A 17,650-nucleotide genomic window follows, 5' to 3' on the forward strand; every position below is an offset into this window, starting at 1 on the left:
GACCTGACTTTCGGGCCAGTCGCACGGCTGGCCCCGGTTCCCTGGGCTTGAGGAGACGACGACATGGCTACCGAGGCACATGGCGAGGCGGGAAAGGCTGTGGGCATGCCCCAGCTGGATTTTTCCACTTGGCCGAACCAGATTTTCTGGCTTCTGGTCACGCTCGTCGTGATCTACTTCGTGCTGTCCCGCATCGCCCTGCCACGCATCGGCGCGGTTCTGGCGGAACGCAAAGGCACCATCACCAACGACCTCGCCGCTGCTGAAGAGCTGAAGCTCAAGGCCGTCGCGGCGGAAAAGGCGTATAACGACGCGCTTGCCACCGCCCGCACCGAAGCGGCCAAGATCGTCGCCTCGGCAAAGGCCGACATCCAGAAGGATCTGGACGCCGCCACCGCCAAGGCAGATGCCGAAATCGCCGCGAAAGCAGCGGAATCGGAAAAGACGATTGCCGAGATCCGTGAAGGCGCGGTGTCCGCAATCACCGAAGTGGCGCGCGACACGGCCAAGGAACTTGTCGCGGCGCTTGGCGGCGCGGCAGATGCGAAAACGGTGGCCGCTGCGGTTACTGCCCGGCTGAAAGGATAAGGCGATGAAACGGCTTTCCATTCTTCTGGCGCTGATCGCATCGCCCGCGCTTGCGGCAACCGGCCCGTTCTTTTCGCTGCAGAACACCAACTTCGTGGTGCTTCTGGGCTTCATCGCCTTTGTCGCCCTCCTGGTCTACCTCAAGGTGCCGGGCAAGCTGACCGGGATGCTGGACGCCCGCGCCACCCAGATCAAAGCTGAACTGGATGAGGCCCGCGCCCTGCGCGAAGAGGCGAAGACGATCCTCGCCACTTACGAACGGCGTCAGAAAGAAGTGCAGGAGCAGGCAGACCGTATCGTCTCTTCGGCTCGGGAAGAGGCGCTTGCCGCCGCCGCCCAGGCCAAGGAAGACCTCAAGGTCTCCATCGCCCGGCGTCTTGCTGCAGCGACCGACCAGATCGCTTCTGCCGAAACCGCGGCTGTCCGTCAGGTGCGGGAACAGGCCGTCAACCTCGCCATCGCGGCGGCGGGCGATGTGCTTGCGCGCCAGATGACCGCAGACGCCGCCTCGGCGTCGATCGACGCGGCCATCGCGCAAGTGGACGCAAAGCTGCACTGAGGCACCCAAGCCAACCATTGAAACCCGGGACCGCAAGGCTCCCGGGTTTTTTCATGGCCGCCGGTCATCGCATCTGTTCGTGTTCAAACCGCTGCCGGGCAATCGCCTCGTGCTTATCGGCCCTGATCTGGTCGATGAACGACTGTTCCACATAATCCAGATGCGCCGTGACAGCCGCCTTCGCCGCCACCGGATCGCGCGCCTGCAACGCCGCGTTGATCGCACGGTGCTGGTCCAGCAACTGGTCCCGCGTCATGCGGTTCCTGAACATGACCTGCCGATTGTAAAATACCCCCTGCCGCAAAAGGTCGAACATCGACCGCAGCATGTGCAGCATGATGACATTGTGGCTCGCCTCGATGATCGCCATGTGGAACTCGGCATCCAGTTGCGCTTCGTCCGACGGATCGCGCTTCTGGTGCGCGGCCTCCATCTTCGCAAAGATCGTGGCGATCACCTTCAGGTCGGTCTCAGACCCCAGCCGCGCCGCCCGTTCTGCCGCCAGCCCCTCCATGTCGCGCCGGAACGAGATGTAGTCGAACACCGCTTCCTCATGGGTCGAGAACAGCTGGATCAACGCATCCGAAAACGCCGACCCCAGCACATCCGCCACGAACACACCCGCTCCGGGCCGGGTCACCAGAAGCCCGCGCGCGCACAGGTCGGCCACCGCGTCCCGCAGGCTGGGCCGCGACACGCCAAGCTTGTCGGCCATGTCGCGTTCCGACGGCAACCGCTCGCCGGGGCGCAGGATGCCGCGCAGAATGAGCTGTTCAATCTGGCGGACCACGGATTGCGACAGCTTCTCCGTCTGGACCTTCAAGAATGGCATGCGCGTCCCCGATGATTGGTTTGAAATTATGACCACAGGGGAAAAAGCTCAATGAAAAAGGGCCGGGGAACGAACCCGGCCCTTTTCCGAAAATCTCAACCGGCTCAGGCAGTCGGGCGGATGATGATCTCGACCCGGCGGTTCTGCGCCCGGCCTTCCGGCGTCATGTTCGACGCGACAGGCGCATCCTCGCCGCGACCAAAGGCGGTAAGCCGGCCATTCGGCACGCCGCTTTCGCGCAGGATGTTTGCGACAGACACGGCGCGACGTTGCGACAGGTCCTGGTTGTAGGCTGCCGACCCGGTGTTGTCGGTGTGACCGATGACCTCGATCGTGCTGTTGGGGTACTGCAGCAGGCTCGATGCCACGGTCTTGATGTCGCTCGTCAGGTCCGGGCGCAGCGTGGCGCTGTCGCTTGCGAACAGCACGTCCTGCGGCATGTTCACGATCAGATATTGCCCGGTGTTGGTGACCGAGATGTTGGAATTCAGCGAACCGCGCAGTTCGGCGGCCTGCTTGTCAAGCGATGCGCCAACCGCGCCGCCAAGCGCCGCGCCGACGATGCCGCCGACTGCGGCCTTCGCCAGATTGTCACCGCCGCCCGAGGTGCCGGCCAGAACCGCGCCGGTCAGGCCGCCAAGGATGGCACCATTGCGCGACCGGGCATTCGGGTCATCGGGGTAGGCGTTCGGATCGACGCAGGCGGTCAGCGCCAGAACGCTGGCAGTCGCCAGGATAAGGGGGGTCTTGAACATGTTGCTCTCGCCTCAGGGTGATGGGTCGGCCCGTGAACCGGGCTCGTGCGCACCTTATAGCAAAGGCAAAGGATGACTTACAGCCCCCTGCCACTTCGGCAGCCTTTCGCGCATCGCAGTCAGCCGTCGATCCGCGCCGCCTCCCATGCCAGCATCGCGCGCTTGCGCTCCAACCCCCAGTGATAGCCGCCAAGACCTCCGTCGCGGCGCAGCGCGCGGTGGCAGGGGATCAGGAAGGAAATCGGGTTCCGCCCAACCGCCGTGCCGACCGCCCGGTGCGCCGATGGGTGGCCGATGGCGCCCGCAATGTCGGCATAGGTCGTGACATGTCCCGACGGTATCGCCAGCAGCGCCTCCCAAACCTTGATCTGGAAGGGGGCGCCAATCAGGTGCAGGGCCGTATCGCGCCCGCCGAAGGCTGCATCCACCATGGGCCGGATCGCCAGCGGGTCTTCCACATAGGCAGCCTTCGGCCAGCGGCTGACCAGATCGACCATCGCCGCATCGGCCCCCACCTCATCGGCAAAGCCGATCCCGCAGATGCCCTTGTCCGTCGCCATCACCAGCGCCGGGCCGAACGGGCTGTCGAACCAGCCCCAGCGGATCTCCAGCCCCGCGCCACCGCGCGCATAATCGCCGGGTGCCATCGCCTCCCATGTCAGGAACAGGTCGTGCAGCCGCCCGGAGCCTGACAACCCAACCTCCAGCGCCGCCGACAGCGTGGTGTGCCGCTCGGCCAGCAGGCGGCGGGCATGGTCGATGGCAAGGTATTGCTGGTATTTCTTGGGGCTGACCCCGACCCACGCCGAAAACGTCCGCTGGAAATGCGCCGGGCTCATCCCCATCTCCCCGGCCAACCCCTCCAGCGTCAGCCCCGGCCCTGCCGCGTCGATGATCTTCAGCGCGCGGGCGATGACGGCGTAGTGGTAGGCGGGTGACTGGTCGGTCATGGCGGTCTCCTTGGCCCGCACCATACGAAACCCCACGCCGGCCTGCGACCCGGATGTTGCGCATCCTTGCGCTGATACGGTTCGGCTGGCAGAAGAAGGCATGGCCAAGCAGCTTCCCTACGCCGCGATGCGGGCGATCTTCACCCGCTTCCAGGAACTGGAACCGGAACCGAAGGGCGAACTTGAACACGTCAACGACTTCACCCTGCTCGTCGCCGTGGCGCTGTCTGCGCAAGCCACCGACGTCGGCGTGAACAAGGCGACACGGGCGCTGTTCCAGATCGCTGATACCCCGGAAAAGATGCTCGCCCTGGGCGAGGAACGCCTAACCGAGATGATCAAGACCATCGGCCTTTTCCGCAACAAGGCCAAGAACGTCATCAAACTCAGCCGCATCCTGATCGACCAATACGAAGGCCAGGTCCCCACCTCGCGCGCCGCGCTGCAATCCTTGCCGGGGGTCGGGCGCAAGACGGCGAACGTGGTTCTCAACATGTGGCACGGCTATCCGGCCCAAGCCGTCGACACCCACATCTTCCGCGTCGGCAACCGCAGCGGCATCTGCCCCGGTCGTGACGAATTGGCCGTCGAACGCGCTATCGAAGACAACGTGCCCGTCGAATTCCAGCGCCACGCACACCACTGGCTCATCCTGCACGGGCGGTATATCTGCGTCGCGCGCACACCGAAATGCGGCATCTGCCCGATCCGGGAGTGGTGCCTTTACGAGGACAAGACCGAATGAAAACCTATCAGGTCGTCGGCATCGGCAACGCCATCGTGGATGTATTCTCCACCGCCGATGACAGTTTTCTGGATCTGATGGGCATCCAGAAGGGCATCATGCAGCTTGTGGAACGTGAACGGGGCGAGCTGCTTTACGGCGCGATGACCAACCGCCAGCAGGCACCGGGCGGGTCAGTCGCCAACACCCTCGCTGGTCTTGGCAACCTCGGCCTGACCACCGCCTTCATCGGCCGCGTGCATGACGATGCCTTGGGCCGCTTCTACGCCAAGGCGATGGCGGATGAGGGCACCGATTTCGTCAATCCGCCCGTACCCGGTGGCGAACTTCCATCCTCGCGCTCGATGATCTTCGTCAGTCCGGATGGCGAGCGGTCGATGAACACCTACCTCGGCATTTCGTCCGAACTTGGCCCCGATGACGTTTCCGCATCAGTGGCAGGCAATGCCGAGATCCTGTTCCTCGAAGGCTATCTCTATGACAAGCCCAAGGGCAAACAGGCGTTCGAACGCGCCGTCCAGCTTTGCCACGCCAAGGGCGGCAAGGCCGGCATCGCGCTTTCCGACCCGTTCTGCGTCGACCGGCACCGCGACGATTTCCGCCGTCTGGTGAAATCGCTCGACTACGTCATCGGCAACGAACACGAATGGGCCTCGCTCTATCAGACCGACCTCTCCGCTGCCCTCGAACAGGCCGCCGCAGATGCGGGCCTCGTGGTCTGCACCCGCTCCGGCCATGATGTGATCGTGGTACGCGGCGGCGAACAGGTCGTCGTCCCGGTCCACCGCGTGGTTCCCGTCGATGCCACCGGGGCAGGGGACCAGTTCGCCGCCGGCTTCCTGTACGGCATGGCCACCGGCCAAAGCCTCGCCACCTCGGGACGCATGGGCTGCGTCGCTGCCGCCGAAGTCATCAGCCATTTCGGCGCGCGCCCCGAGGCCGATCTCAAGGCGCTGTTCCGGAACGAGGGCCTTGTCTGACCGCCGCTAAACCCGGTCGAACCGCCATTCCGTGACCGGCGCGTAAACCTCGCCGGGGGCAAGGTCGATCGGCGGAAATCCCGCGCGCCCCGGCGCATCCGGCCAAAGCTGTGGCTCGATCGCAAGGCCGCGATAGGCGCTGCGCCCGTCGTAAAGCTGGACCCCCGGCTCCGTTGTGGCAACCGTCATCCGCACGCCGGACTTGCCGGTCAGCACCAGCGCCTCGGTCAATGCCCGGCGGGCGTTCGCCAGACAAAAGTTGGTGTCCAGCGGCGGCGCACCCGGCTCGGCGACCCGTTCTTCGCGAAAATCGAACGCAGTGCCTGCAACCGCCGCAATCTCGCCCGTCGGCGTGACGGCCTCGGTCGTCGGCAGATAATGCTCCGCCGCGATCCGCAGTCGGTGGCCGGCCCACGACGCACTGCCATCAAGGTTCCAGTAGCTGTGGTTGGCAAAGTTGACCAAGGTCGCACGATCGGTCGTCACCGCGATCTCCAGCCGCAGCGTCGCCGGCGCAACCACGCTGTAGGTCGCGCGCACCAGCCGGTTGCCCGGAAACCCGCCTTCGCCGTCCGGCAGGGTCAGCCCCAACGTCACATGAGCGTCAGATCGGTCGATCACCGCCCAGACCTTGCGCTGCGTCCCGGCAGGCCCGGAATGCAGAATCATTGCGCTGCCTGCTTCGGGCACAAACTGGTGCAGCACCCCACCGATGCTGGCCGCCGATCCGGTGATCCGGTTCGCCACCGGCCCGATCAGCGTGCCGTGGTGCCGCATCGTGGTTTCATAGAGCGCCGCATCCTCCGACCCGATGGTCAGGCTGTGCGCCACGCCTGCCAGCCAGACACCCTGCAACGCCGCACCCAGCGTCAGGATGCTGGCCTTGAGGTCGCCCGCCGCAAGGATGATGCGGTCAATGGGCAACCCCGCACTGGTTGTGCCGATCGTCTCGGTGCCGGATTGCATGATGTCCCCTTGCGCTGATCTCGCAGGGATGGCCGCGACGGCCGTGCGGGTCAAGCCCGATCAGGGTGCCTTGCAGGCAAGCAGCGTGTCCGCGATCCCGGTCAGCAATGCAGCGTAGGCTCCGGCACCCGTTTCCAGCGACGACCCGACCGGGTCAAGCGCCCCGCCGATCACCGCGCCAGTGCCATCCGCTACCTGCATCACCAGCGCCGGATCATGCTGCACCTCGGGGAAGATGCACTCAACCGACCCGTCGTCCAGCATGGCGCGGATCTCGCTCAACCGTGCGGCGCCGGGGTCGGCGGCATCGCCCAGCGCGATGCTGCCCGCAGTGGCAAGCCCGTAATGGGCGGTGAAATAACCGTAGGCATCGTGAAAGGTCACAAAGGCGCGGTCCTTCACTGGCGCAAGCCGGGCGGTCAGGTCCGCATCCATCGCCTTGACCCCTGCCGTCGCATTGGCCGCATTGGTCGCATAGGTCGCGGCATTCGCCGGATCCAGCCGCGAAAGCTCTGCTGCGATCAGACCAAGCCAGACCACCGCGTTGTCGGGGTCCAGCCAGGCGTGGGGGTCGTGCGCCCCGTGGTCATGGTCATGCCCGTCGTCCTGCGCTTCAGCCTCGCCATAGCCAATGGTCACCGTCCCCGGCGCATCCAACAGCGCCAGCGCCGCCGCACCCTCCGGCCTGTTCGCCAGCGCGGTCTCCAGCCACGGCGTCAGTTCCGGCCCGATCCACACCACAAGCCCCGCCTCCGCCACCGCTCCCGCCTGACTTGGGCGCAACTGGAAATCATGCTCGTCCGCCCCTTTCGCCAGCAGCAGCACCGGGCTGCCAAGATTGCCCATCACCTGCGCCACCAGCGATTGCACCGGCGGAATGTCTGTCACGACCGATGGCACTTCGGCAAATGCAGGCAGGGCGATGCTGGCCATCAGGGCCGTAATGATATAACGCATGATCCGGGCTTTCCCTTTGCTTATGGATCGCCTATTGAATGTAATATCATAACAAGTCAAGGCGCGAAGATGCCAACACCCCACCCCAGTGTCGATCTGGCCTTTGCCCGGCACGACCACGCCCATTGCACGGCCGATGCCATGGCGCGCGCCGACGCGATCTGTGCCGAGGCCGGCGCGCGGCTGACCCCGGTCCGCCGTCGCGTGCTGGAAATCTTGCTGGAGGAGCACCGCGCGCTTGGTGCCTATGACGTGCTGAACCGACTGGCTGCCGAAGGTTTCGGCAACCAGCCCCCCGTGGTCTACCGCGCGCTGGATTTCCTTGTTGATCAAGGTCTTGCCCACCGTATCCAGCGCCTCAACGCTTTCACCGCCTGCACCCATCCCGGTGAAGGGCACCAGCCGGTGTTCCTGATCTGCCGCAGCTGTTCCGCCGTGGCCGAGGCCGCAGCCGCCCCGGTGCGCAAGGCGCTCGACGGGGCCGCCAAGGGCCTTGGCTTCGTAATCGAAGGCTCCACCATCGAGGCGATCGGCCTCTGCCCCGCCTGCCGCGAGGCCTCATGAGCCTGATCGCCGCCGATCACATCTGCGTCCGCTACGGCGAGACCGAGGTCTTGCACGATGTGACGCTTTCGATTGCCCCGGCCGAGATCGTGACGATTCTCGGCCCCAACGGTTCGGGTAAATCCACGCTGCTCCGTGCGCTTCTGGGCATCGTCCCGGTGGCCGAAGGCCGGGTCACGCGCGCCGATGGCCTGCGTCTCGGCTACGTGCCGCAGCGCCTGCACATCGACCGCTCGATGCCGCTGACCGTGCGTCGTTTCCTGTCCTTGCCGCAGCGGGTTGCCGACAGCGCGGCCGAAACGGCGCTGGACCGCGTCGGCATGCCCGGCTTCGGAATGCGCCAGATGACCGAGCTTTCGGGCGGCCAGATGCAGCGCGCGCTTCTGGCCCGCGCCCTTCTTTCCAACCCGCAGCTTCTGGTGCTGGACGAGCCGACCCAAGGTCTCGACCAGCCCGGCGAGGCGAGCTTTTATCGCCTGATCGAGGCCGTTCGGCAGGACACCGGCGCCGCGGTCCTGATGGTCAGCCACGATCTCCATGTCGTCATGGCGGCCAGCGACCGGGTGATCTGCCTTAACGGTCACATCTGCTGCGAAGGCACGCCCCGCGTCGTGTCCAGCGCCCCGGAATACCGCGCTCTTTTCGGGCTTGGCACCCAAGGCGCGCTGGCGCTTTACCAGCACGTCCACGATCACGACCACACGCACGACCACACGCACGATCACACGCACGATCACACCCACGCCCACGATCACCACGAGCACGACCATGCTTGACGATTTCCTCGTCCGCGCCGGCCTCGCCGGGGTCGGCCTGTCGCTCGCCACCGGGCCCCTCGGCGCCTTCGTCGTCTGGCGCCGCATGGCCTATTTCGGTGATGCCACTGCCCATGCCGCGATCCTGGGCGTGGCGTTGGCCTTGGCGACCGATCTGCCGATCATCGCCGGCACCCTCGTCGTGGCCCTCGCAATGGCCGTAACGGTCGCGACCCTCGCCGCGCGCGGCTGGGCGATGGACACCACGCTGGGCGTCCTCGCCCACTCCGCGCTGGCCTTCGGCCTCGTCGCCGTCAGCTTCTTTCCCGGCGTCCGCACCGACCTGTCCGCCTACCTCTTCGGCGACATCCTCGCCGTCAGCCGCGCCGACCTTGCGCTGATCTGGGGCGGCGCGCTGGCGGTCGCCGCGTTGATCGCCTGGCGCTGGCAGCGGCTTCTGACCGCCACCCTCAGCGAAGACCTTGCCCACGCCGCCGGGATCCGCCCGGAACGCGAACGCATGGTGCTGGTCCTCGCCCTCGCCGTCGTGGTCGCCGTGTCGCTCAAGGTGGTCGGCGCGCTTTTGATTGCCGCGCTCCTCATCATCCCCGCCGCCGCCGCACGCGGCCTTGCCCGGAACCCCGAAGCGATGGCCGTCATGGCCACCGTGATCGGCGCCCTTGCCGCCATCGCCGGCCTTGCGCTGTCGCTGTGGCAAGATACCCCGGCCGGCCCGTCGATCATCGTCGCCGCCGCCGTTCTTTTTGCCGCCAGCGCCAGTCTCGGCCGCATGCGGGGCTGAGATAAAAGCGCATCAATCGGGAAATTGTCCGAGCGTTGCCCGAAGGTTGCCCGAATCTGTCGCTAGACGGCAGGTCACAGCAATAAAAGGTGCGCATCACGTGCTTCGCTTGATCGGCTTAATCTGCATGGCGACCCTTGGCATCGGCGGCTTTCTCTACGTCGATTTCACCTCAGCCAAGCGCAACGCGGGCACCGCTGACGGGCAGGGCCTGACCGTCAGCGCCTACCTCGGCGGCTTCACCGAACGGCTGACCGGCATCGGCTCCAGCGCCTCCAGCGCCTCGGGCCTGCCCTCTGGTCTTGCCCAGATGCTGCCCGCAGCCCCCGAAGGCTGGACCGTGCGCCCCACCGTGCCCGAAGACACCGAACCGTTCCTCGCCAAGTCGAAGAACGCGGAAACCGACGCCGCCGCCGACTACATCGCCGCCGTCGCCACCGAGGCGTCCGGCAAGGGGCTTACCCAAGCCGCGCTCACCTATGAAAATGGCGAACGCCGGGTGATCTTTCAGGCCGTGCGCTACCCCAACACGATCTTCACCAGCTTCACGGCAATGCAGCAGCGCATGGAACTGCAGATGCAAGGCGCAATGTTCCGTCCGACGCCCTTCATGACGGTGCGTGGCCTCGACGTGACCGAAGACCTGCTGCCCAAGGGCATGCGCGCGCGCTATTTCCTCGCTAATGTCGGCGCGCAGATCCAGATTCGCGTTCTCGCCTCGCAGCGGATGCGCGACGAGGACCTGGTGGCGTTCTTCCAGACGCTGCACGTCAAGGCGATGAATGCTTCGGTCGTCGACAAGGTCGCCGGGCTTGGCGACGTGCCGGTGATCGTTCTGGCCTCCGCTCTCGACGAAGCTACCCGTGAAGCGTTCGAGGCCGACCGCGCCGCCCGCGCCGAAGCCGAGGCCGCCGAACGCGACGCCGACCTTCAGGCCGCCGAAGCCGAGGCTGCGAAGGCTGCCGAAGCGCAAGGCGATGCGCCGCCCAAGGAAGATGCCGCCGCTGACGCCAGCGTTCTGAAAGGCGAAGGCCGGCTTGAACTGCAAGGCAAGGCCGCCGGCGCCGGATGCGGCGAACGGGCGGGCGGCAAGTTCTGCTCGGTCGCACCACCCCCCGCCGAAGGCGAGTAGCGACCCGACGCCGCGCCCCACGCCGCGCAAAGACAAGTGCATGTCGTTTTCTGACGCCAAAGGTCGGGTGGACTTGCCCGGTTTGCCGCCCGTCTGGCAGATAGGGGCAAAGCTTGTCCGGGAGTCCGCAGAATGAAAACGCATGTCAAAGCATTGGTCGTCGGTGGCGGCGCGGTGGGCACCGGGATCGCCTATCACCTCGCCAAGGCCGGATGGGACACCATGCTCGTTGAACGTGACGAGCTTACCGCAGGCTCCACCTGGCACGCGGCGGGGCTTCTGCCCCTGTTCAACATGTCCTACGCCACGACCCACATCCACAAATACAGCGTCGATTTCTACAAGGGGCTCGAGGCGGAGACCGGCCTCAACCCCGGCTTCTACGTCGTCGGCAACCTGCGCATGGCCCAGCGGCAGGAACGCATGGACGAATACATGCTCTATTCCTCGGTCGCCGAAACCGCCGGGGTCTACCATGAATTCCTGACGCCCAAGGAAATGAAGGACCGCTGGCCCTTGCTGCGCACCGAAGATCTTGTCGGCGCGCTCTACCACCCGCAAGACGGCTACATCAATCCGGCCGACGTGACCCAAGCGATGGCCAAGGGCGCCCGCGCCTTCGGCTGCACGTTTGAACGCAAGGTGCAGGTCGATGGCTATCGCTGGACCGGCTCCGAATGGATCGTGTCCTGCACCCGCATGGTGGAAACCGGCGGCCGCCTCGTGCCTTCGGATGACAAGTTCGAGATCACCGCCGAACATGTCGTGACCGCCACCGGCAACCACGCGCAACGCACCGCCCGCCTCCTTGGCATCAAGATCCCCGCGATCCCGGTCGAGCATCAGTACATCGTCACCGAACCCGACCCCGCCCTCGTCGAATGGCGCAAGACCAACCCGCAGCACCCGGTCCTGCGTGACGCCGACGCAAAGTGGTATGTCCGTGAAGAACGCGGCGGCTGGATACTAGGGCCTTATGAATATGGCGCCCCCGCCCGCTTCCCCTACGAGGTGCCGGAAAGCTTCCGTGCCGACCTCTTCCCGCTCGATCTTGAGCGGATCGAGGCGGAATACATGTCAATGATCCACCGCCTGCCGTCCTCGGAAACCGTTGGCCTGAAAGACGATTTCAACGGCCCGATTTGCTACACCCCTGACGGCAACCCCCTCGTCGGCCCGGCCCCCGGCCTGCGCAACATGTGGCTGGCCGAGGGGTTCAGCTTCGGCATCACCGCCGCGGGCGGCACCGGCTACTACCTCGCGCAACTCATGACCCAAGGCGAAGCCGAGATCGACATGGCCTCGCTTGACCCCAAGCGCTACGGCAGTTGGATGACCACGGAATATGCAGCTCGGAAGAACGAGGAGTGCTACAACCACGTCTTCATCCTGCACCACCCCGATGAGGAACGCGAAGCCTGCCGCCCCTTGCGCACCGCGCCCGTCTACGACCGCCAAAAGGCGCTCGGCGCGCAGTTCGGCCAAGTGAACGGCTGGGAACGCCCGATCTACTACGGCCCGAAAGACGCACCGGAAACCTTCGACCATGACAGCCGCTCGTTCCGTCGCGGCGCGTGGTGGCCCTTCGCTGTTGATGAGGCGAAGGCGATCCGCGAAACCGCCGGCCTGATTGACGCCACCGCCTTCACCAAGCACATCGTGCGCGGCCCCGGTGCGACCGCCTTCCTCGACTGGTTCACCTGCAACGCGCTGCCGAAGGTCGGCCGCATCAACCTGACCTACGCCCTCACTCCGCACGGCACCACCCGCACCGAATACACCATCGTCCGCAACGGCGAGAACGACTACTACCTCGTCTCCGCCGGGGCATGGACGGCCTATGATGCCGATTACCTGCGCCAAAGTGCCGAAGATTTCATGGGGCGCGGTGGCGGCTACATCGACATCCACGACGTCACCACGCAATGGGGCGTCTTCGCCCTTGCAGGCCCGAACTCCCGCAAGATCCTGCGCGAAATCGTCAAGGACGCCGATCCTGACACCGTCCTGTCGAACAAGCGCTTCCCCTGGCTTTCCGCCCGCAAGCTCGAACTCGGCATGTGCCCGGTCAACGCGATCCGCGTCGCCTACACCGGCGAACTTGGCTGGGAACTCCACCACCCGATCGAGATGCAGCGTTACCTTTGGGACCAGCTTCTTGCCGCTGGCGAAAAGCACGGGATGAAACTGGTCGGTGCGCGCGCCCAGAACTGGCTTCGCCAAGAAAAATCCTACCGCGCCTTCGGCAACGAACTTGGCCGCGACGCCACGCCCTTGGAGGCCGCGCTCGACCGCTTCGTCGATCTTTCAAAGGATTTCCAAGGGAAGGACGCGATGCTGAAAACCGGCATCCGCTCCAAATGCTGCACCCTCCTGATCGACGGCCCCGCCGACGCTGATCCGTGGGGCAAGGAAGCCCTTCTCCTCAACGGCGAGAAGATCGGCCGCCTCACCTCCGGCGGCTATTCCGTCGCCTTCGGCAAGCAGATCGGAATGGGCTACGTCCGCCCCGATCTGGCCGAGGTCGGAACCCGCCTCAAGGTCAAGATGTTGCTCAAGGAATGGGACGCCGTGGTTGTCGAAGACAGCCCCTTCGATCCCACGAACGCGCGCATCCGTGTGGATGGCTGACCGGCGGCCCGCTTGACGCAGCCCAGGCCCGGCCCCACCTGAGGCCGGGCAGGGGGATGGCATGGACGACAAACACCGCACAAAGCGCGACCGCCGGTTCCGCCGTCAGTTCGAGGCGATCTCCCGCCTCGTCCCGGCCCTGCGCGGCCCGATCAAGGCGCTGCGCAGCGACCGGCTGAAACTCCTGCGCATCCCGCTCGCCCTCCTGATGGTAGCCGGCGGCTTCGTATCTTTCCTGCCGTTTCTCGGCATCTGGATGCTGCCCTTGGGCCTCCTCCTCCTCGCGGTCGACCTGCCGTTCATGCGCGGCCCGATCGCCGCCGCGATGATCTGGGCTCGCCGCAAGGCCAGCCTCATCTGGCGCCGCTGGAAGCACCGCTAAAGCGCCCGCGCGCCCACCCACTCGGCCCAAGCCGCCTTCGACCCGGCAAACACGTTCACGTCCACCCGCCCGGCAATCCCCGGCACCAACCCGGTCGAGGTGTATTGCCAGAAGCTCCAGCTTTGCCCGTCATAGCGGTCGTTCGGATGTGCCGCGACCGACCGCAGCCAGAACTCCACCCCCGACAACCGCCACAACTCGGTATCCTCGTAGAAATCCACCGTGGTGTAGATCAGCGGTCGCTGGCCATAATGCCGCGTCACGATGTCGATGAAGATGCGCGCCTCCTTGCGGATCGTCGCCCCGTCGCGGCGGATGGTGCAGGTGGGCGAGGTCGGCGTCCACTCCATGTCCAGAACCGGGGGCAGGGCGCCCGGCGTCTTGGGCACATGGCGGATGTACCAGCGCGCCTGCTCGGCCGCCGGGCGGCAATGATAGAAGAAATGATACGCCCCGCGCTTCACCCCGGCTGCGCCGGCGCCGCGCCAATGCTCCTTGAACATCGGGTCCACCAGATCACCACCCTCGGTGGCCTTGATGAAGGCAAAATTCACCCCATTCGCACGCGCGGTCTGCCAATCCACATTTGTCTGGAAACGCGACAGGTCGATCCCGTGCACCGGATACCGCTCCGGCGCGCGGCCCGACCAATCGGTCGGATCGGCATCGGCGAAGTTCGATGAGGTGACGGTGATTTCGCCGCCCGTTTCGACGGAACCGGGGGCGGAACGGTCGGGTCTGCCTCCCCCACAGCCAAGAAGGGCAAGGCACAGGCCAAGGATCAGCGCAGGTTTCATCATGCGCGCAGCGTGTCCGAAACCGCCCCGCCTGTCAGCCCCCGTCAAAGCGCAGCCAACAGTGCGTGGGCGAATGTCAGCCGAAGCGGGCTGGCGACAGCTGCGCCACCAGATCAGCGTCGATCTCTGGCGCGCGGTCCCCGACCAGATCGGCAGCCAACTGGCTTGCCGCCGGGCAAGACTGGAACCCGTATCCGCCTTGCCCCGCCAGCCAGAAGAACGACGGCTCCCGCACATCGCGCCCGATCACCAGAACCCGGTCCGGGCTGAAGGTGCGCAATCCGGCCCAGTTGGAGATCAGCCGCGTCACCGGCTCCGTCACCATTTCCTCATACCGCGCCAGCCCCTCGGCCAGCACCATGTCATCGGCCCAGGCGTCGTGCGGCTCCATCAGGTCTTCCTCGGCCGGGCTGACGATCAGCGCGCCTGCGTCGGGCTTGGCATACCAGTCCTCGCCGGGGCCGAACAGCATCGGCCAGCGGCTGACGTCATGCCCGCCCGGCGCCGGTATCCGCGCCATCGACCGGCGGTAGGGAGTAAACCCCAAGGGCTGCACCCCCGCCATCACGGCGATCTGGTCCACCCATGCCCCGGCCGCATTGACGATCATGCGCGCGGTGAAACTGCCCTCGCTCGTCTCCACCCGCCAACCCGCGCCCTCGCGGTGAATGGCGGTGACGCGCGCCCGCGTCACGATCTGCGCCCCGTTTGCCTTGGCCTCACGCGCAAAGCCCTGAATCAACAGGTCGGTGTCGATGTCCTGCGCATGGGTCGCATGACCGGCCAGCGCCACCGTCTCGGGGTTCAGGATCGGGATGATCGCGCGCGCCTCCTCCACCGAAATCGGCGTGAATTCCATTGCCACCACGTCGCGCTCGAACGCCTCGCGCGCCTCGGCCTTGGCCACCAGCATCAACCCACGCGGGCTCAACACCCCCGGCGCCGCCTCGAAAAAGGCGGCCGACGCCATCGACAGCCCTACCACCGCAGGCGCGCCATAGCGCGGCTCGAACAACGCCGCCGACCGCCCCGAGGCATGGTGCGCCAGTGCCGCCTCCGCCTCCAGAACAAGGACAGACCCAAGGTTCGACAGACGGGCTGCCGCCGAAACGCCGGCAATGCCGCCGCCGATAATCAGGAAATCATGCATCATGCAGCGGACATTGCCACGCCGGTTGGCCAAGGGAAAGGGGCAGGGCGACAGGCCAGTTCTTCAGGCCAGTTCTTCAGGCCAGTTCTTCAGGCCAGTTGGTCAAGCCAGCGCCAGCACCGCCATGTAACGCGCGCCGATCCGGAAACTTCCATCTGGCTGCCGGAACGGTGCCAATGCCGCCGCATGGGCCGCCGAAACCGCCGCCTCGCCGACAAGGCCCGCCGCACGGATCGCCACACCACTGGAGTTCAATCCGCGCAACGCGGTTGCCTCATCGGGATAGGCCCAGAAGATGTCACCCTCGATCACCTCGCGGGGCACAAGGCCCGCGTCGGCGACAAAGCCGGAAAGCCTGTCGGGATCGGACAGGGCGAAGGGTCCGGGCGCGCCGGGTGGCGGGGCAGGCAGCAAGGGCCGCAACGCTGCCACCACCGAGGCCGCCTCCATGCCGTCCGGGCGGCCCCATGTCATCACCGCGACGATGCCGCCGGGCCGGGTCACCCGCCGCGCCTCGCTCAGTGCCGCGACCGGGTTCGCGGCAAACTGAAAGGCGTTGAACCCGGTCACCACGTCAAAGCTGTCGTCGGCATGGGGCAGTTCTTCAAGGTCGCCTTCGCGAAAATCGCCGTCAGGGCACCGTTCGCGTGCTATGTCCAAAAGCAGCGGCGCCGCGTCGATCCCTGCGATGATCGCGCCAAGATCGGCGGCGCGCCGGGCTGCCAGACCCGCCCCGCACCCCGCATCCAGAAGCCGCGTGCCGGGCCCGACACTGGCGCTGGCTAACACATGGTCATAACCGCCGCCGAACTGGGCTTCCTGCACCTCGGCCCAATCGCGCGCGCGCGCGCCCCAAAGTCGGCCATTCACATCCGAGGTGCGCTGTGATGAAGTCGTGGTCATCGTCCGTCCTTCCGCATGTGGCCAAGGGGTCGGCCATCGCCTCAGAATGCCACGGTGCGGAAAAAAAGATAGCCGCCGTGTCACCACGGCGGCCATCCTGTCGCATCAGGCAGTCAGGCTTACTTCGGGATATCGCCGGTGATGCCTTCCACAAAGAACGCCATCCCCAGCAGATCGCCGTCCGGCGCGGTCACGCCATCGGCGAGCCACTCGGACCCATCCTGCTTCTTGATCGGCCCGGTGAACGGGTGATACGTCCCCGCCGCGATGCTGTCGCGCAGCGCCTCGGCTTCGGCCTTCACGTCTGCCGGCACCGCATCGGTGATCTCACCGATCTCCACTTCGCCGCCGGCAATGCCTTCCCATGCGTCCGCCTGCTCATACGTCCCGTCCATCAGCGCGCCCACGCGCTTGATGTAATAGGGCGCCCAGTTGTCGATGATCGACGACACCCGCGGCGAGGGCTTGTAGGCTTCCATGTCCGAGGCTTGCCCGAACCCGATCACGCCCGGCGTCTTGGCGGCTTCGGCCAGCACAGCGGTCGAATCGGTGTGGCTGGCAATGACGTCGACGCCCTGCTCGATCAGCGCCTTGGCCGCATCCGCCTCTTTCGCAGGATCGAACCAGGTGTAGGCCCAGATCACCGACAGTTCGACGTTCGGGTTGGCCTTCTTGGCGTGCAGGTAATAGCTGTTGATCCCCATGATCACTTCGGGGATCGGGAACGACCCGATGTAGCCGATCTTGTTCGACTTGGTCATCTTGCCCGCGATATGGCCCTGAACAGCCCGGCCTTCGTAGAACCGCGCGTTGTAGGTGCTGACGTTGGCGCTGTCGCGCTTGTAGCCCGTCGCATGTTCGAACTTCACGTCAGGGAACTTGGCCGCAACCGCATTCGTCGCGTCCATGTATCCGAACGAGGTGGTGAAGATGATGTTGCAGCCCGAAAGCGCCATCTGCGTCAGCACCCGCTCGGCATCCGCACCTTCCGGCACGTTTTCCTGCCACTGAACCTCGACCTTGTCGCCGAATTCCTTCTCCACGGCCAGCGCGCCCTGATGGTGCTGGTAGGTCCAGCCACCATCCCCAATCGGCCCGACATAGACGAAGCAGGCCTTCGTCTTGTCCTGCGCGTGTCCCACGCCGCCAAATGCCACAGACAGGCCAAGGGCCGCGGTGGCAAGCAAAGTTCTGCGCTTCAT

At 65.8% G+C, this 17,650-nt stretch carries 19 protein-coding genes; 10 read left to right on the forward strand and 9 right to left on the reverse strand.

All coding sequences use genetic code 11. From position 1 onward, the window contains the following. The first annotated feature begins 63 nt into the window (after window positions 1-63). Together ACROUL_RS04190 and ACROUL_RS04195 are read left to right on the forward strand one after the other, a co-directional pair. Window positions 64-588, forward strand: a complete 525-nt coding sequence (locus ACROUL_RS04190; protein ID WP_431298289.1) for a F0F1 ATP synthase subunit B' — start codon at window positions 64-66, stop codon at window positions 586-588. A gap of 4 nt (window positions 589-592) precedes the next feature. Further along, window positions 593-1,147, forward strand: a complete 555-nt coding sequence (locus ACROUL_RS04195) for a F0F1 ATP synthase subunit B (protein WP_431298290.1) — start codon at window positions 593-595, stop codon at window positions 1,145-1,147. A gap of 64 nt (window positions 1,148-1,211) precedes the next feature. On the opposite strand, the gene ACROUL_RS04200 is transcribed toward ACROUL_RS04195, so the two are convergent. From ACROUL_RS04200 to ACROUL_RS04210, 3 genes are all read right to left on the reverse strand, one after another. Further along, window positions 1,212-1,979, reverse strand: a complete 768-nt coding sequence (locus tag ACROUL_RS04200) for a FadR/GntR family transcriptional regulator (protein ID WP_431298291.1) — start codon at window positions 1,977-1,979, stop codon at window positions 1,212-1,214. 104 nt (window positions 1,980-2,083) lie between these two features. Then, complete coding sequence (locus ACROUL_RS04205; protein ID WP_431298292.1) at window positions 2,084-2,734, reverse strand: OmpA family protein; 651 nt, start codon at window positions 2,732-2,734, stop codon at window positions 2,084-2,086. A gap of 119 nt (window positions 2,735-2,853) precedes the next feature. After that, window positions 2,854-3,684: a methylated-DNA--[protein]-cysteine S-methyltransferase gene (locus ACROUL_RS04210; RefSeq protein WP_431298293.1), complete on the reverse strand. Its 831-nt coding sequence runs from the start codon at window positions 3,682-3,684 to the stop codon at window positions 2,854-2,856. Between the two features lie 100 nt (window positions 3,685-3,784). On the opposite strand from ACROUL_RS04210, the gene nth reads away from it, so the two are divergent. Further along, window positions 3,785-4,429, forward strand: coding sequence for an endonuclease III (nth, locus tag ACROUL_RS04215; protein WP_431298294.1), 645 nt, complete (start codon window positions 3,785-3,787; stop codon window positions 4,427-4,429). Next, a complete protein-coding gene (locus tag ACROUL_RS04220) occupies window positions 4,426-5,409 on the forward strand; it encodes an adenosine kinase (RefSeq protein ID WP_431298295.1) in 984 nt (327 codons plus the stop codon). Before nth ends, ACROUL_RS04220 begins: the two co-directional genes overlap by 4 nt. A 6-nt stretch (window positions 5,410-5,415) precedes the next feature. On the opposite strand, the gene ACROUL_RS04225 is transcribed toward ACROUL_RS04220, so the two are convergent. Then, on the reverse strand, window positions 5,416-6,375 hold the full coding sequence (locus ACROUL_RS04225) for an aldose epimerase family protein (RefSeq protein WP_431298296.1): 960 nt from the start codon (window positions 6,373-6,375) through the stop codon (window positions 5,416-5,418). Between the two features lie 60 nt (window positions 6,376-6,435). After that, window positions 6,436-7,332: a zinc ABC transporter substrate-binding protein gene (locus ACROUL_RS04230; RefSeq protein WP_431298297.1), complete on the reverse strand. Its 897-nt coding sequence runs from the start codon at window positions 7,330-7,332 to the stop codon at window positions 6,436-6,438. A 69-nt stretch (window positions 7,333-7,401) separates the two neighbouring features. On the opposite strand from ACROUL_RS04230, the gene ACROUL_RS04235 reads away from it, so the two are divergent. From ACROUL_RS04235 to ACROUL_RS04260, 6 genes are all read left to right on the forward strand, one after another. Continuing rightward, window positions 7,402-7,896: a Fur family transcriptional regulator gene (locus ACROUL_RS04235; protein WP_431298298.1), complete on the forward strand. Its 495-nt coding sequence runs from the start codon at window positions 7,402-7,404 to the stop codon at window positions 7,894-7,896. Next, window positions 7,893-8,672: a metal ABC transporter ATP-binding protein gene (locus ACROUL_RS04240; RefSeq protein WP_431298299.1), complete on the forward strand. Its 780-nt coding sequence runs from the start codon at window positions 7,893-7,895 to the stop codon at window positions 8,670-8,672. Before ACROUL_RS04235 ends, ACROUL_RS04240 begins: the two co-directional genes overlap by 4 nt. After that, window positions 8,665-9,453, forward strand: a complete 789-nt coding sequence (locus ACROUL_RS04245; RefSeq protein ID WP_431298300.1) for a metal ABC transporter permease — start codon at window positions 8,665-8,667, stop codon at window positions 9,451-9,453. Before ACROUL_RS04240 ends, ACROUL_RS04245 begins: the two co-directional genes overlap by 8 nt. Window positions 9,454-9,580: 127 nt before the next feature. Beyond that, on the forward strand, window positions 9,581-10,585 hold the full coding sequence (locus tag ACROUL_RS04250; RefSeq protein ID WP_431298301.1) for a hypothetical protein: 1,005 nt from the start codon (window positions 9,581-9,583) through the stop codon (window positions 10,583-10,585). Window positions 10,586-10,717: 132 nt separating this feature from the next. Further along, window positions 10,718-13,216 carry a GcvT family protein gene (locus ACROUL_RS04255; protein WP_431298302.1) on the forward strand — a complete coding sequence of 833 codons (2,499 nt, stop codon included), beginning with the start codon at window positions 10,718-10,720 and terminating at the stop codon, window positions 13,214-13,216. Window positions 13,217-13,277: 61 nt separating this feature from the next. Continuing rightward, entirely contained in the window at window positions 13,278-13,598 is a 321-nt protein-coding gene (locus ACROUL_RS04260; protein WP_431298303.1) for a tryptophan synthase subunit beta, read from the forward strand. On the opposite strand, the gene ACROUL_RS04265 is transcribed toward ACROUL_RS04260, so the two are convergent. From ACROUL_RS04265 to ACROUL_RS04280, 4 genes are all read right to left on the reverse strand, one after another. Then, window positions 13,595-14,398 (reverse strand): glycoside hydrolase family 25 protein, encoded by an 804-nt coding sequence (locus ACROUL_RS04265; protein ID WP_431298304.1) that lies wholly within the window; start codon window positions 14,396-14,398, stop codon window positions 13,595-13,597. The two genes, ACROUL_RS04260 and ACROUL_RS04265, sit on opposite strands and share 4 nt — an antisense overlap. Window positions 14,399-14,471: 73 nt before the next feature. Continuing rightward, window positions 14,472-15,548, reverse strand: a complete 1,077-nt coding sequence (locus tag ACROUL_RS04270) for an NAD(P)/FAD-dependent oxidoreductase (RefSeq protein WP_431298305.1) — start codon at window positions 15,546-15,548, stop codon at window positions 14,472-14,474. Between the two features lie 99 nt (window positions 15,549-15,647). Further along, window positions 15,648-16,448 carry a class I SAM-dependent methyltransferase gene (locus ACROUL_RS04275; protein ID WP_431298306.1) on the reverse strand — a complete coding sequence of 267 codons (801 nt, stop codon included), beginning with the start codon at window positions 16,446-16,448 and terminating at the stop codon, window positions 15,648-15,650. A gap of 119 nt (window positions 16,449-16,567) precedes the next feature. Next, window positions 16,568-17,650: a BMP family ABC transporter substrate-binding protein gene (locus ACROUL_RS04280; RefSeq protein WP_431298307.1), complete on the reverse strand. Its 1,083-nt coding sequence runs from the start codon at window positions 17,648-17,650 to the stop codon at window positions 16,568-16,570.

Source organism: Tabrizicola sp. BL-A-41-H6 (assembly GCF_050632395.1).
Classification (GTDB): domain Bacteria; phylum Pseudomonadota; class Alphaproteobacteria; order Rhodobacterales; family Rhodobacteraceae; genus JAUYQR01.